The sequence below is a fragment of the Sessilibacter sp. MAH3 genome, from assembly GCF_054658275.1.
The window spans coordinates 94,816-108,231 of record NZ_BAAGIE010000008.1 but is presented as its reverse complement, the minus strand read 5'-3'; the positions used below and the strand labels follow the sequence as shown (position 1 = coordinate 108,231).

At 45.9% G+C, this 13,416-nt stretch carries 11 protein-coding genes and 1 tRNA gene; 6 read left to right on the top strand and 6 right to left on the bottom strand.

The window, feature by feature from the left end; all coding sequences use genetic code 11:
- Positions 1 to 50 precede the first annotated feature (50 nt).
- The 5 genes from ACYQ2C_RS06985 to ACYQ2C_RS06965 form a co-directional block, all read right to left on the bottom strand.
- Entirely contained in the window at positions 51 to 980 is a 930-nt protein-coding gene (locus tag ACYQ2C_RS06985) for a ribose-phosphate pyrophosphokinase (protein WP_460051402.1), read from the bottom strand.
- Positions 981 to 1,193: 213 nt separating this feature from the next.
- A tRNA-Gln gene (locus ACYQ2C_RS06980) sits at positions 1,194 to 1,268 on the bottom strand.
- Positions 1,269 to 1,273: 5 nt separating this feature from the next.
- On the bottom strand, positions 1,274 to 2,122 hold the full coding sequence (gene ispE, locus ACYQ2C_RS06975; RefSeq protein WP_460101005.1) for a 4-(cytidine 5'-diphospho)-2-C-methyl-D-erythritol kinase: 849 nt from the start codon (positions 2,120 to 2,122) through the stop codon (positions 1,274 to 1,276).
- A gap of 55 nt (positions 2,123 to 2,177) precedes the next feature.
- A complete protein-coding gene (lolB, locus tag ACYQ2C_RS06970) occupies positions 2,178 to 2,780 on the bottom strand; it encodes a lipoprotein insertase outer membrane protein LolB (protein ID WP_460115654.1) in 603 nt (200 codons plus the stop codon).
- Positions 2,780 to 4,081 (bottom strand): tetratricopeptide repeat protein, encoded by a 1,302-nt coding sequence (locus ACYQ2C_RS06965; protein ID WP_460101151.1) that lies wholly within the window; start codon positions 4,079 to 4,081, stop codon positions 2,780 to 2,782. Before ACYQ2C_RS06965 ends, lolB begins: the two co-directional genes overlap by 1 nt.
- A 918-nt stretch (positions 4,082 to 4,999) precedes the next feature.
- Here ACYQ2C_RS06965 and hemA point away from each other — a divergent pair.
- From hemA to ACYQ2C_RS06945, 4 genes are all read left to right on the top strand, one after another.
- Positions 5,000 to 6,259, top strand: a complete 1,260-nt coding sequence (gene hemA, locus ACYQ2C_RS06960) for a glutamyl-tRNA reductase (protein WP_460051339.1) — start codon at positions 5,000 to 5,002, stop codon at positions 6,257 to 6,259.
- Positions 6,260 to 6,277: 18 nt separating this feature from the next.
- Complete coding sequence (prfA, locus tag ACYQ2C_RS06955) at positions 6,278 to 7,360, top strand: peptide chain release factor 1 (RefSeq protein ID WP_460051338.1); 1,083 nt, start codon at positions 6,278 to 6,280, stop codon at positions 7,358 to 7,360.
- Positions 7,361 to 7,413: 53 nt separating this feature from the next.
- Positions 7,414 to 8,280 carry a peptide chain release factor N(5)-glutamine methyltransferase gene (prmC, locus tag ACYQ2C_RS06950; RefSeq protein WP_460101009.1) on the top strand — a complete coding sequence of 289 codons (867 nt, stop codon included), beginning with the start codon at positions 7,414 to 7,416 and terminating at the stop codon, positions 8,278 to 8,280.
- A gap of 69 nt (positions 8,281 to 8,349) precedes the next feature.
- Complete coding sequence (locus tag ACYQ2C_RS06945; protein ID WP_460101012.1) at positions 8,350 to 9,099, top strand: HesA/MoeB/ThiF family protein; 750 nt, start codon at positions 8,350 to 8,352, stop codon at positions 9,097 to 9,099.
- Between the two features lie 135 nt (positions 9,100 to 9,234).
- Here the strand turns inward: ACYQ2C_RS06945 and ACYQ2C_RS06940 are convergent, their stop codons facing one another.
- Complete coding sequence (locus ACYQ2C_RS06940; RefSeq protein ID WP_460051332.1) at positions 9,235 to 10,590, bottom strand: MATE family efflux transporter; 1,356 nt, start codon at positions 10,588 to 10,590, stop codon at positions 9,235 to 9,237.
- A gap of 300 nt (positions 10,591 to 10,890) precedes the next feature.
- Here ACYQ2C_RS06940 and ACYQ2C_RS06935 point away from each other — a divergent pair, with 300 nt between their 5' ends.
- Together ACYQ2C_RS06935 and rhlB are read left to right on the top strand one after the other, a co-directional pair.
- On the top strand, positions 10,891 to 11,511 hold the full coding sequence (locus ACYQ2C_RS06935; protein ID WP_460051330.1) for an HvfX family Cu-binding RiPP maturation protein: 621 nt from the start codon (positions 10,891 to 10,893) through the stop codon (positions 11,509 to 11,511).
- Positions 11,512 to 11,880: 369 nt separating this feature from the next.
- A complete protein-coding gene (rhlB, locus tag ACYQ2C_RS06930) occupies positions 11,881 to 13,299 on the top strand; it encodes an ATP-dependent RNA helicase RhlB (RefSeq protein ID WP_460051329.1) in 1,419 nt (472 codons plus the stop codon).
- Positions 13,300 to 13,416 lie beyond the last annotated feature (117 nt).

Below are 13,416 nucleotides of genomic sequence, written 5' to 3'. Positions count from 1 at the left end.
GATTTGGCCCAGGTAAATAAGCGCAATATTAAAGCTGTGTTCGATTGAACTCAGCGAAACATGGCGCTTAGAGATTCTTCATTACAAATACGACGCATACATTCTGCAAGCATTGGCGCTAAAGACAGCTGACGAATACGATCGCAATCTTTGGCCGCGCCCATCAATGGAATGGAGTCGGTAACAACCAACTCATCGAGCTCGGATTCGTTTATGTTTTTAATGGCATTGCCTGAAAGTACCGCGTGTGTACAGTAGGCGACCACTTTTTCGGCGCCGAAGCTTTTCAATGCTTTGGCTGCACCGCAAAGGGTTCCGGCGGTATCCACCATGTCATCAACTAGGATGCAGGTTCGGCCAGAAACATCACCAATAAGATTCATAACTTCTGAAACATTGGCGCGCGGGCGGCGTTTATCGATGATGGCGAGGTCAATGTCAAGTTGTTTTGCAACTGCACGAGCGCGAACAACACCACCGATATCCGGTGAAACAACAATCAGGTCTTTGAAATCACAACGTTCGATGTCGGCTAACAGCACTGGTGAGCCGTAAACGTTATCCACAGGCACCGCGAAGAAACCTTGAATCTGTTCTGAGTGAAGGTCGACGGTTAGTACGCGATCAACACCCACGGCTACCATCATATCGGCAACGACTTTGGCTGAAATGGGTACACGGGCAGAACGAACACGACGATCTTGGCGAGCGTAACCGAAGTAGGGAACCACAGCAGTGATTCGGCCTGCGGAAGCGCGACCAAGTGCATCTACCATGAAGATCAATTCCATTAAATTGTCGTTGGTAGGTGCGCAGGTTGGCTGAATGATGAATACGTCGCGTCCGCGCACGTTGTCATTAAGTTCAACGGTGATTTCGCCATCGGAGAATTTGCCTACGCTGGCTTTGCCAAGAGGAATTCCGAGTTTGTCCGCGATTGCCTGGGCTAAGGCAGGGTTAGCATTGCCCGAAAATAACATCAAATCAGCCACAATATCTGGTCCTGTGTGGTTAGTTTGTGTGTTGGGATTAAGACCGGGATGATCCAGGCCGCGCTTTTTATCTAATTGTAAACCGTTATGCAATTAAAAATTCTGCGTCTGGATAAAATAAATGAATTCTTTAATGAGTTACTAAGAATAGGCGCTGTTGCGAGAATGGGGCACTTATATGCTCAAATTCATACGAAATAATGGCTGGGGTGGAAGGATTCGAACCTTCGCATGACGGGATCAAAACCCGCTGCCTTACCGCTTGGCTACACCCCAGTAGCTTATGCTCTATTGAGCATCTCAACCGTTGTGGAGTTATTCACTCCCTCTGCCACAAAACCATTAATATGGCTTGGCTTTTGGTCGATTATGGTTCTTGCAGTTTCTTGGCTGTTAACGCCTAAAAAAACACAAGAACCTGTGCCTGTCATGCGAGCATCACCGAATTGACTCAACCAAGTAAGAGCTTCTTTCACTTCTGGATAAAGCTCAATCACTAGGGCTTGGCAGTCGTTTTTGGTGCCTCGCTCTGAAGAGGCCGCTACTTTAATGATGGGCGTGTCTCTTGTCAAACGTTTATGTGAAAAAATTTTCGCGGTGGATACATGACAATCAGGCGCCAAGACAATGAACCATTTTTTAGGCAAATCAACGGGTTGCAAAATTTCACCAACCCCCTCGGCAAATGCGCTGCGGCCGCGAATAAACACGGGAATGTCTGCTCCTAGAGTTCTTCCCAAGTCAGCGAGCTCGTCCATACCGAGTTGTAGGTTCCACAGTTTGTTAAGGGCGAGAAAGGTTGTTGCTGCATCCGAACTGCCACCACCAATGCCACCGCCAAATGGAAGTCGTTTCTCTAAATGAATTGAAATACCAAGATCGTTGGTTTTATTGGTATGACGCAACAACATTTTTGCCGCTCGAACCACCAAATTATCGTCACCGGCTAATTCTGGATGAGAGCAGGTGAAATGGATGTGTTCATCGTCGGTTACAGTAAAAGTCAGCTCATCACCAAAATCTAACAACTGAAATAACGTTTGCAGGTTGTGATAGCCGTCGTCACGGCGACCATTAATGTGTAAAAACAAGTTGAGTTTGGCCGGGGCTGGCAAGGTGATTGTGGTCATGATTGTGTTAAACAAGAAAAGCGTTACGAAGCGCTGAGTTCGTTAATTGAAATTATTAACCGGCAGTATTAAACGACCAATCGCGAATAATCAAAGTAAGTTTTAAGGAATTGAAGCTTGCGGTGAGCTTGGAGGGCAAGCGCCAGTGCTCAAAATCTTCGTATTTGTCGTAGATGATTAGCCAACCGTCTTGTGACAGAGAATCGATGCTGCCTTCAGCCGAGTAAGAAACAGCATCGATGGCTCTATTGGGTGAAGGTACGCCTTTTACCCAGTATTGAAATTGCTCGACGGGTAGATCCCACCCGAGTTGCTCTGACAAGAGTGCCCTTGCGGAGCTGCTGGTGTAGGTCTCGCCTTTAATGCTAACCGACACCAGTTTAGGTTCGCCGATGATTTCAACGTTGCCTTGGCCGAGCGGGCCGACCAAATTAATTTGATATTGGTCGGCTGCTTGCTGTTGCCATTTAACGCTGGTGCTAGCGCTGTCTTGACTGGTTTTAACACCCAGCTTGCCGCGAATTTCCCACCGTTGCAGATTCTCTAACTGTTCTGGTAGCGGTTGCGCAGATGTTTGTTTGGACGACAAATTCTCGCAACCAACTAACGTTACCAACAAAGCCGATAAAACTGCCGTGCGCCAGCGGTTCATCAGCATTATCGATTACCTTTCAGCTTTTTCATAACACCGGGAATGATATCGCTGTTTGGATTTAGCTCTAGACCTTTATTCCAGATCGTCTGGGCTTCTTCGGTTTCACCGGTTACCCATAAAACTTCACCAAGATGCGCGGCAACCTCATGGTCTGGAAATGCAGCCATGGCTTTGCGTAAATATTCAATAGCATTTTGGTAGTTGCCGAGTTTGTATTGAACCCAACCCATGGAGTCAACAATGGCGGGGTCTTGAGGGTTCAGCTCTAACGCACTTTTGATAAGCTCGTAGGCTTCGCTGTAACGATCAGTTCTGTCGGCCAGCGTGTAACCCAAGGCATTTAACGCCGTAACGTTGTTCGAGTCGTACTGTAGAATTGTGCGCAGATCTTCTTCGGTTAAATGGATTAGATCGCGTTGTTCATTCGCCATGGCACGAGCGTAGAGCAGCGACGAGTTGGTCTCGTCAAAACTTAAGGCTTCGGTAAGAAGTTCAACCGCAGGCTTAAGTTGTTTGTGGCGTACCAGTGAGTTGGCTTGAGCGAGATATAAGCGTTCACGCATTTCTGGGAATTGTTCGCGAAGGTTAGCAAAGCGACTATTTGCTTCGGTGTTTTCGCCTTTGGATATAAGTATGTCGGTGCTTCGCTCCAGAGCAGGGAAGAAATCCGGTCCTGATTTCACTTCTAGATAGTAACTCAGTGCTAAGTCGTCATTGCCTTGCTCGCGAGCAATTTCGCCAAGGTAATAGTTGGCAGACGTACCGCGTTCGGGCGTGTGAACCAGTTGTCCGTACAGCTCTTTGGCGTTATCCAGATCGCCAAGCTCATGATTGAGTAGCGCCAGTGAAAAAATAAAATCCGGGTCGCCGGGCTTTTGTTGATTAAGAATTCTGAACTGTTCACGCGATGCTTCTACATCGTCTTTAGCCAGCAGTCGCGCGTAGTGCAATCGCAAGCTAACGCTTGTGGGTTGCTGTTCTAGCTTTTCTAATAAAAAGTTTTTGGCTTTTTCTAACTGACCTGATTCCGCCAAAGACTCTGCTTCAAGTTTAATGGCCGCGACGTTTTGGGGATCTTGCTTTTGAACCTGTCTAGCCAGCGTGATGGCTAGGTCAAAATCATTTTGTTCTGCGTGTAAAAGCCCCAAACCCACCAACAGAGCAGGTTTATCAGGATGGGCTAAATTTAATTCATTGAAGGTTGTCAGCAGGCGCTCACGTTCAATATCGGTGGCTTGATCGGCGCGCGCAGCAATGGTGATGTATAGGGAATCTATGCTTGGGTCGTCGATTTGCTTGGCCAAATCAATTGCTTCGATAAGACGATTCGCCGAGGTTAGTTCGGTAGCTGCAATGATTTGAGCCTCTTGGTTTTCGGGCTCGATCTCATGCCACAGCAGCGAGGCGTTCAGCGTAAACTGATGTGCGCCTAAAAATTGTGCAATTCGCGTTGCCCGTGCGGCAATTGCTGGGTCGCGGGTGTGATGAGCTTGTTGCAGATAATTTCTAAGGGCAATGTCGTAACGTTGGCGATCACCGGCAAGTTCGGCAACGATTAGCGAGTAAAGTGTTTCAGGCTCAAAGTTTTTATAGACGATTTCTTGTTTGGGAGCCGGCTCTGGTGGAACCTCAGTAACGATTTCTGGCTTTTGGGTTGCGCACGCGCTTAGTAAGCAGGCGCCAGCAAGAGCTATAAACTGGGGTAACTTATTGGTTCTTTTGTTGAAGTTCAACGGTTCTCGCCTCTACTAAATTGAGTCTTGCCATTACTTCAGCGCTTGAGCGTAAGTTCTGATGTAATTTATGTGTTGGTTTTTATGGTTTGTGCACTTAGGACTTCAAACAGTGCTTTTAACAATACCGACCAATGTAATGCAGATAAAAATTTATTGCCAAGTCTTGAGTTTCGCTACACTAATCATAGTGGGGCTTGATGGTGGTTTTTTATTGGCTGTGCAATTTGATCATGCATATTGATTGAAAAAACAAAGTGATTGATGTGATTAATGTCAAACTTTGTTATGCATTTTTGCTAAAATGGCCAATAATTTGCGAACTTTTTGGTTATAGGAACCTGTGCAAAGTTGATAATTTACTAATTTGCAGATTTGTTCGTAAACACCCTTGCCAGTGGCACCGAAGATTAGGACAATTCAGAATTTGAGCAACTCGAATGGAACGAGTTCCGCGTTTATCTCTAGGAAGAAGAAAATTTAACGATCATGGCGCTAGTAGCATTTGGTATAAATCACAACTCTGCATCGGTTGCTCTGCGTGAGAAGCTGGCGTTTAGCCCCGATCAAGTAGAGGCTGCGCTGTTAGCTGCTTCAGATGCAGGGGTCACCGAAGTCGCCATATTGTCTACCTGTAATCGTACCGAAATCTACGCCTACTCTCCTAGCGAATGTAATCAACTTCTGCCTTGGCTTGCCAGCTACCGCGATTTAGAGCTCGAAGAACTAAGTGCCAGTCACTATTTAAAATCCCACGATAATGCCGTAACACACATGATGCGAGTCGCTTGCGGCTTGGATTCCATGGTGCTTGGCGAGCCGCAAATTCTTGGGCAAATGAAGGCGTCTTACGCCCATGCGCAAGGCAGTGGCACCGTTGGCCCGGTTTTGCACGATGTTTTCCAGCAGGTGTTTTCCATTGCCAAGCGCGTTCGTACCGAAACCGCTATTGGTCAAAACCCGGTTTCTGTGGCGTTTGCCGCGGTAAGCTTGGCCCAGCAAATCTTTAGTGATCTTAAAAAAGATACCGCATTGTTGATTGGTGCAGGTGAAACCATTGAATTGGTGGCACGGCATCTTGCCGAACAGGGTCTTAAATCAATCATAGTCGCCAACCGTACCCTCGAGCGTGCTCGCGATTTGGCGGATCGTTTTGATGGTCACGCTATTTTGTTGGAAGAGATTCCAGAGGCGTTGCATAAAGCCGATATCGTAATTTCTTCTACCGCCAGTCCGTTACCCATTTTGGGTAAAGGTGCTGTGGAAACCGCCCTAAAAATTCGCAAACATAAGCCGATTTTCATGGTCGATATTGCCGTTCCTCGCGATATTGAGGAGCAGGTTGGTGAGCTTGCCGACGTGTATTTGTATACCGTTGATGATTTACGAGACGTTATTCAAGAGAATATGCGTTCGCGTAAAGAGGCCGCCGAACAGGCTGAACGTATCATTAGTGAAGGTGTGCACAACTATTTAAGTGGCCTGCGTGTACAAGATTCAGTATCCACAATTCGAGCCTATCGACGCAAAGCTGAAATGATTCGCGACGCGGAGCTCGAAAAGGCGCTAAAATCCCTCCAAACCGGAGGCGATCCCGAGAAACTTCTCAATCAGTTGGCCCGCAATTTGACCAACAAAATGTTGCATTCTCCTACCGCTAAAATTCGTCAAGCCAGCGCCGATGGGCGTTCTGAACTGATTGGCTGGACGCAAGAACTGTTTGATCTTAACGAAAAAGATCTGACCTAAAGCTTTTAAAGACTCCCTATGAAAGACTCAATTCTCGAGAAACTCGAGCGTTTACACGAACGTTACGAAGAAGTGGCGGCGCTTTTGGGCGAAGCCGAAATCATCAGCAATCAAAATAAATTCCGCGAGCTGTCCAAAGAATACGCAGAGCTTGAACCTGTGGTTAAAGCCTTTGCGGGTTATAAATCCGTTTTAGATGACATCGCGACGGCAAAAGAAATGCTAAACGATGGCGATGCAGACATGCGCGAAATGGCGCAGGAAGAGTTAAAAGAAGCGGAATCGCAAAAAGAGCCCCTTGAGCTTGAACTGCAAAAGTTACTCTTACCGAAAGATCCCAACGATGAGAAAAACATTTTCTTGGAAATTCGTGCCGGAACGGGCGGTGACGAGGCTGCAATCTTCGCCGGTGATTTGTTCCGCATGTACAGCAAGTTCGCCGAAACTCGTGGCTGGAAGGTTGAATTGCTCAACGCCAACGAAGGCGAGCATGGCGGCTATAAAGAAGTTATTTCGCGTATTGTTGGCCAGGGCGTTTATTCTCAGCTGAAGTTTGAGTCGGGTGCGCACCGAGTACAACGTGTGCCCGAGACCGAATCTCAAGGGCGTATTCATACCTCCGCTTGTACCGTTGCCGTTATGGCCGAGGCCGACGAGCTGGAAGAAATCAACATTAACAAAAACGACCTGCGCGTTGATACCTTCCGAGCCAGTGGTGCGGGTGGTCAGCACGTTAACAAAACCGACTCGGCCATTCGTTTAACGCATCTTCCTACCGGTATTGTGGTTGAGTGTCAGGACGAACGTTCGCAGCACAAGAACCGTGCTCGTGCGATGTCTTTGTTGGCAGCTAAACTTAAAAATGAACAAGAATCGGCGGCAGCACAATCAATCGCCGATGAACGTAAAAGCTTGGTTGGTACCGGCGATCGTTCAGAACGAATTCGCACCTACAATTATCCGCAGGGTCGAGTGACCGATCATCGCATTAACCTAACACTGTATAAGTTAAATGAAGTGATGGAAGGTGATCTAGGTGAGGTGATTGGTCCTTTGGTTAACGAATATCAAGCAGATCAATTAGCGGCACTTGCTCGATAAATCTTACTCAGCCATGACCGATCTAAACTCTCAGCGTGTGTTGGAAACTTGTTTTGGAAAAGAGTGACATCGCAAGCTGCCTGTCTTGGGCCAAAACCATTCTGTGTGAATCGGAATCGCCAGCGCTGGATGCCGAACTTTTGTTGGCAAAGGTGCTGGATAAAAATCGCACCTATTTGTTTACTTGGCCCGAAAAACTGCTCAGTAGCTCACAACTCACACTCTTTAAACGGTTTGTCGAACGACGTTTAAAGGGTGAGCCCATCGCTTACATTATTGGCGAGCAGGGTTTTTGGACTTTGACGCTCAAAGTTAATACCTCCACCTTAATTCCGCGCCCTGAAACCGAACTATTAATTGAATTGGCCTTGGATTTGTTGGCTAACAAACCCGCGCAAATTTTAGATTTAGGAACCGGTACCGGAGCAATCGCTCTCGCCTTAGCCAGCGAGAACCCAACATTCAGTGTATTAGGCTTGGACTGTATTCCCGAGGCCGTTCAGCTCGCCACAGAAAACCAGCAACAATGCAATATTGCCAACGTGGCTTTTAAGCTGAGTAATTGGTTTTCGGTATTGGATGATCAAAATCGTGATGGAGATGATCGGCGTTTTGATTTAATCGTCAGTAACCCACCTTACATTGATTCTGCCGATCCTCATCTTAGCCAAGGTGATGTTCGTTTTGAGCCGAAATCTGCGTTAGTTGCTGATCAGGCAGGCTTGGCAGACATTCAATTAATTGCCAATCAGGCTCGCTATTATTTGCTCGACGGTGGTTGGTTGATGTTCGAACACGGTTACGATCAAGGTGAATCTGCACGAGAAATTTTAACTGCGTTGGGTTATCGCAGCGTTAAGACTTTTCAGGATTTAGGTGATCGAGACCGAGTGACTCGCGGGCAATGGTTTGTTGGCTAGATTATCAATCACTGCAATACTGAATGTATTTTTAACCGGGCATTTGTATTTTTAACTGAGCTTGTATTTATGGATGATTACCAGTTGCTGCGCTACAGCCGCCATATTTTACTGCCACAGATTGATGTCGATGGTCAGCAAGCAATTCTGAATGCACATGTGCTGGTGATCGGTTTGGGTGGCTTAGGTTCGCCAGTGGCGCTTTATTTGGCAGCATCGGGTGTTGGCAACTTGGTTTTGGTTGATGACGATCTGGTGGAGTTATCGAATTTACAGCGACAAATTGCTCATCAAACCACACGTTGTGGCATCAACAAGGCCAGCTCTGCAAAGCAATCCTCTCTTGCGCTTAATTCCCATGTCAATATCGAGACCATCGAACGGCGGTTGGACGATGATGCGATGGTAGCGCAAATAAAACTTGCCGATGTGGTGGTGGATTGTTCCGATAATTTAACCACGCGCTTGCAAGTTAATCGCTTGTGTTGGCAAGCGAAAAAACCGTTAGTCAGTGGTGCGGCCATTGCGTTTGAAGGGCAGCTAATGGTGGTTGATTCCCGCCAAATCGATACGCCCTGTTATCAATGTTTATACGATGAAACCTCCGATGCACAACTAAACTGTGCGCAGTCGGGTGTTATTGCGCCATTGGTTGGTGTTATTGGCAGTCTACAGGCGCTCGAAACCTTAAAAATAATTACCGGTTTAACCGATGTTAACCAACTCGGAAAACTGCATTTATACGATGCCTTATCAGCAAGTTGGCGAGCCTTTAAATTTCCTAAAAAGACGAACTGCCCAGTGTGTGGTAGTCCTTAGTTTCTAGAAGTCGAACATACCACTTCCAACTTTTCACAATTTCAATCGCTTACCATTCTTGAAATCGGCGATACAGTTATGAATGGCGGGAAGCTCTCGATTAATCAGGGCTTTCCATCAGTATTCAAACTGAATTTAAGCGGGTTTTAAATGTTTGGTGATAATTCTTAATCGCACATGCAGTAAAACCGCTGCGGTGCTAAGCCCAAAAATAATTCCCGTCCAAAAACCGAAAATCTCCCAACCTAAAACATGTGCTAAAAAATATCCCATGGGAAAACCAATCAGCCAATAAGAAATGAGCTGCATAACCATAGGAACTTTTAAATCGCCAAAGCCGCGTAAGCCACCCCAAGACGAAACTTGAATGGCATCAGCGATTTGATAAATGGCGCATAGCAATAAGAGTTTTGCCACCATTTCTTGTACCGCTTGATCGGGGGTGTAAATCTCTGCAACCCAGTTGCGTAATAAAATCGTAATAAGTGCCGTGAGAGCAGCAATAATTACCGATAATTGAATGGCAACAAAGGCGCTAAAACGCGCTTGTTTAGGATTGCCTGCACCTCGTAAGCCTGCGCTTCGAATACAAACAGCGACGCTAAAACCCAGCGGAATCATGTACACCAAAGAACTAAAGTTAATTACAATTTGATGACTGGCCACCGGTAATTCGCCAAAAGGCACAACAAATAACGCAATACTTGAAAAGAAAAAAACCTCACTGCCGGTACCTAGTGCGAGAGGTATAGCAATATTTAAATGTTTTTTGATTTCCGGCCAGTTGGGATTCCAAACCTTATTAAAGATATTAAATTGTTTGTATTTGTCTTGGCGTTTTAAAAAAGTGGTTAACGCAATGGCAACAATCCAATAGGAAATAACGCTTGCCCAAGCACAGCCAATTGGTCCAAGTTCGGGTAAGCCGAATTTTCCAAATACCAATAAATAATCAAAGACTAAATTTAAAACAAATAATAAACCGTTGGTGAGCATGGCTAAATTCGTATCGCCAACAGCCTCGCAGGTTCCTCGCAAAACCGCTGTTAATGCATAACCCAATAAGCCAATACTGATAACTTGAAGATATTCTATGGCGATATCTGTTAGAGGTGTATCGGGCTGAATCCACTTCAACCAAAATACGCTGGTTAATAAGATAAAACCCACAACTAGCGAGCTGAGTAAGGCGATCCATCCGGTTTGATATACTTGATGACCAATTCTGGAGTAGCGTCGTGCGCCGTGATATTGCGCGGCAATGGTCGCTAAAGACCCGCACATTCCTAAAATCATGACACTTATGGCAGACCAGATGCTTACTGCGACGGCAAGACCTGCCAAGGATTCTGTACTCACTTGCGCCGACATAATTGTGTCGGTAGCAGACATGGCAATGATTGCGGTGTGACTAAATATTAATGGCGTGCCGAGTTTAATAATGCTCTTTGCTTCGCGCTTGACGTTATAAGCTTGGGGGAGAGTTTGCATTAATTTCGCTTATTGATAATTGGGTAAGATAAAAAGCGCGGTGTTAACAGGTTTGTGTCTGCGCAGAAGAATATTTGTATCGCAGGTGTGAACATCGTTAGCAGTGCGAGTGGAATTTTAGTGTTTTCTCTACATAGAGCAAGTTTGCATTAACAATCAAAAATAACCTTTAGGAATCTCTTATTAACTCTTCCAAGATTTAATAACAGGGCAGGAACTACTTACAGATCTTAACTGTCCATGGGCGGTCCACAACTTTAAACCGACAATATACCGAAAAAATAAAAGGTGAGGGAACTCATGAGTGCAATTGCGGCAGCAACAAATTTATATCGAACAATCGTATCGAGCTTGGAGCATTTGAGTGGTGTGCCCGCACTTATGTTACGTCTTATTCTCGCGCCGGTAATGATGCAGGCGGGTTGGAATAAATTTCAAGGTTGGGAAAATACCGTTGCTTGGTTTGGAAATTCAGAATGGGGCTTGGGCTTACCTTTTCCCGAATTAATGGTCGCACTGGCGGCGGGTTCTGAGTTGGTGGGTGGGGCGTTATTAATTCCCGGATTAGCAACGCGCTTTGTGGCAATTCCATTAATCGTCACTATGTTGGTCGCTATATTTTCTGTGCATTGGGAAAATGGTTGGTTAGCAGTTTCTGATGCCAGCAGTTGGCTTGCCAATGAGCGAGTTATGGAAGCGGTTGAGCGCAAAGAAAAAGTGAAAGAAATTTTGCGCGAGCACGGTAACTACAGTTGGTTGACTGGACGTGGTGGCGTGACCATTTTAAACAATGGTATTGAGTTCGCTGCAATGTATTTTGTTATGCTCTTCTCTTTGTTATGTACCGGTGGTGGTCGTTACACCAGTTTGGATTATTACATTAGCCTCTGGGCTCGTAAAAAGCAGACAGTTGAGTCGTAAGCTCCGTTTACATCTAGACAAAAGAAACTCTGTGAAATCTAGAGTTTCCGGATGCACATGGATGTGTCGCTGCTTTCAAGAGCGGTAAGTAATTGAAAATCTAAAAAATTTTGGTATTGCATCGTTAATTTTTGCCCTCCAAATCGATTATGGAAGTATTGATCAGAGGTTTCTAAACTGTCATCTTGTGTGTTTATTATTGGCAAAGCAATGTTGATAGTTGTCGTTAAATGATACAATCGATGAAAAGCGGGCCAAGTTCCCGCTTTTTGTTTTTTTAGATTAACCCAAATCGTGTTTGATGAATGTTCGAATCGCTAAAAATGACTGTGATACTATGCGTGCAGATACGAGCAAGGAGAGAAGAGTTTGATCGGTAATTTTGCACTTAAAACGTCTTTAAGCTGTCCTGCAGAGCAATCCACGCAATCTAACGCTGGCGGTGACGCTTCCCAGCGCTCCAAGCCTCGACGTCCACGTCGGCGCAAACGCACTAAAGATTCTTGGGATATCGCTCAATTTCAGGTTGAACCTGCTCCAGGCAAAACGCGCTTTCATGATCTTGATTTGCCCGATGAACTGATGCACGCCATATTCGATCTCGGATTCCAATACTGCTCTCCCATTCAAGCTCAGTCACTTCCTTACACCCTCGACGGCCAAGATCTGGTCGGTAAAGCGCAAACCGGTACCGGTAAAACAGCAGCATTTCTGATTGGCATCATCGAAGATCTGCTTCGTAATCCCATTGAACAAGAACGCTATGTTGGTGAAGCCCGTGCGCTTATTTTAGCGCCGACCCGCGAGTTGGTTTTGCAAATTGCAGACGACGCCGAAAACCTCGTTAAGTACACTGATCTTAAGGTTCATGCACTTGTGGGTGGTATGGATTACCAGAAGCAACAGGATCGCTTGAATTCAAATCTAGTCGATATTCTGGTTGCCACACCGGGTCGGCTGCTCGATTTTGTCGGCAATAACGATGTGTATCTGGATTTGGTTGAGATTCTGGTTATCGACGAAGCCGACCGTATGTTGGACATGGGTTTTATTCCCCAAGTGCGCCGCATTGTTCGTGCGACTCCACCTAAGACTCATCGTCAAACCCTGTTGTTCTCAGCAACCTTCACCGATGAAGTGATCAATCTTACCGAGCAGTGGACCGATGCCGCGGTGACGGTAGAGATTGAGCCGGAAAGCGTCGCTACCGATACGGTAACCCAGCATGTGTACTTGGTTTCTACCGAAGAAAAATTCACGCTCTTGTACAATCTTTTAAAAACCGAAGATGTAGAAAGTTTGATTGTGTTTGCTAATCGTCGCGATGAATGTCGGGATCTACACCATCGATTACTCGAACACGATATCGATGCCGGACTACTCAGCGGCGAGATTTCACAAAATAAACGCGTTAGAACGTTAGATAAGTTTAAGTCTGGTAAATCGAAAGTTTTGGTGGCAACCGATGTTGCTGGTCGTGGTATTCACATTGATGGCATTAGTCACGTGGTGAATTTTACCTTGCCAGAAGAGCCGGAAGATTACGTACACCGCATTGGTCGTACCGGAAGAGCGGGGCGTCATGGCACATCGATCAGTTTTGCCTGCGAAGATGACGCAATGCGTTTGGAGCCCATTCAAGAGTTGTTGGGTGAGCCTATTGTGTGCGAACAGCCGCCCGAGTCACTACTTGCGGCTGTGCCTTATGTTGAGCCAAAACCTCGCGAGATGAGTGAGTCTAACCAGCAACGCCGTCCAAGACGCAGCAGAAGACCTTCCAATCGTTAAATGCTAATGAATGGCTACTTTTTGTAGGAAACTCTTATTAACCTACCTCTGATCAAATCATTGAAGAGTTAATCAGAGGTTCCTGTACTTAGTAAGTAGCCATAATTGAGCGAATAA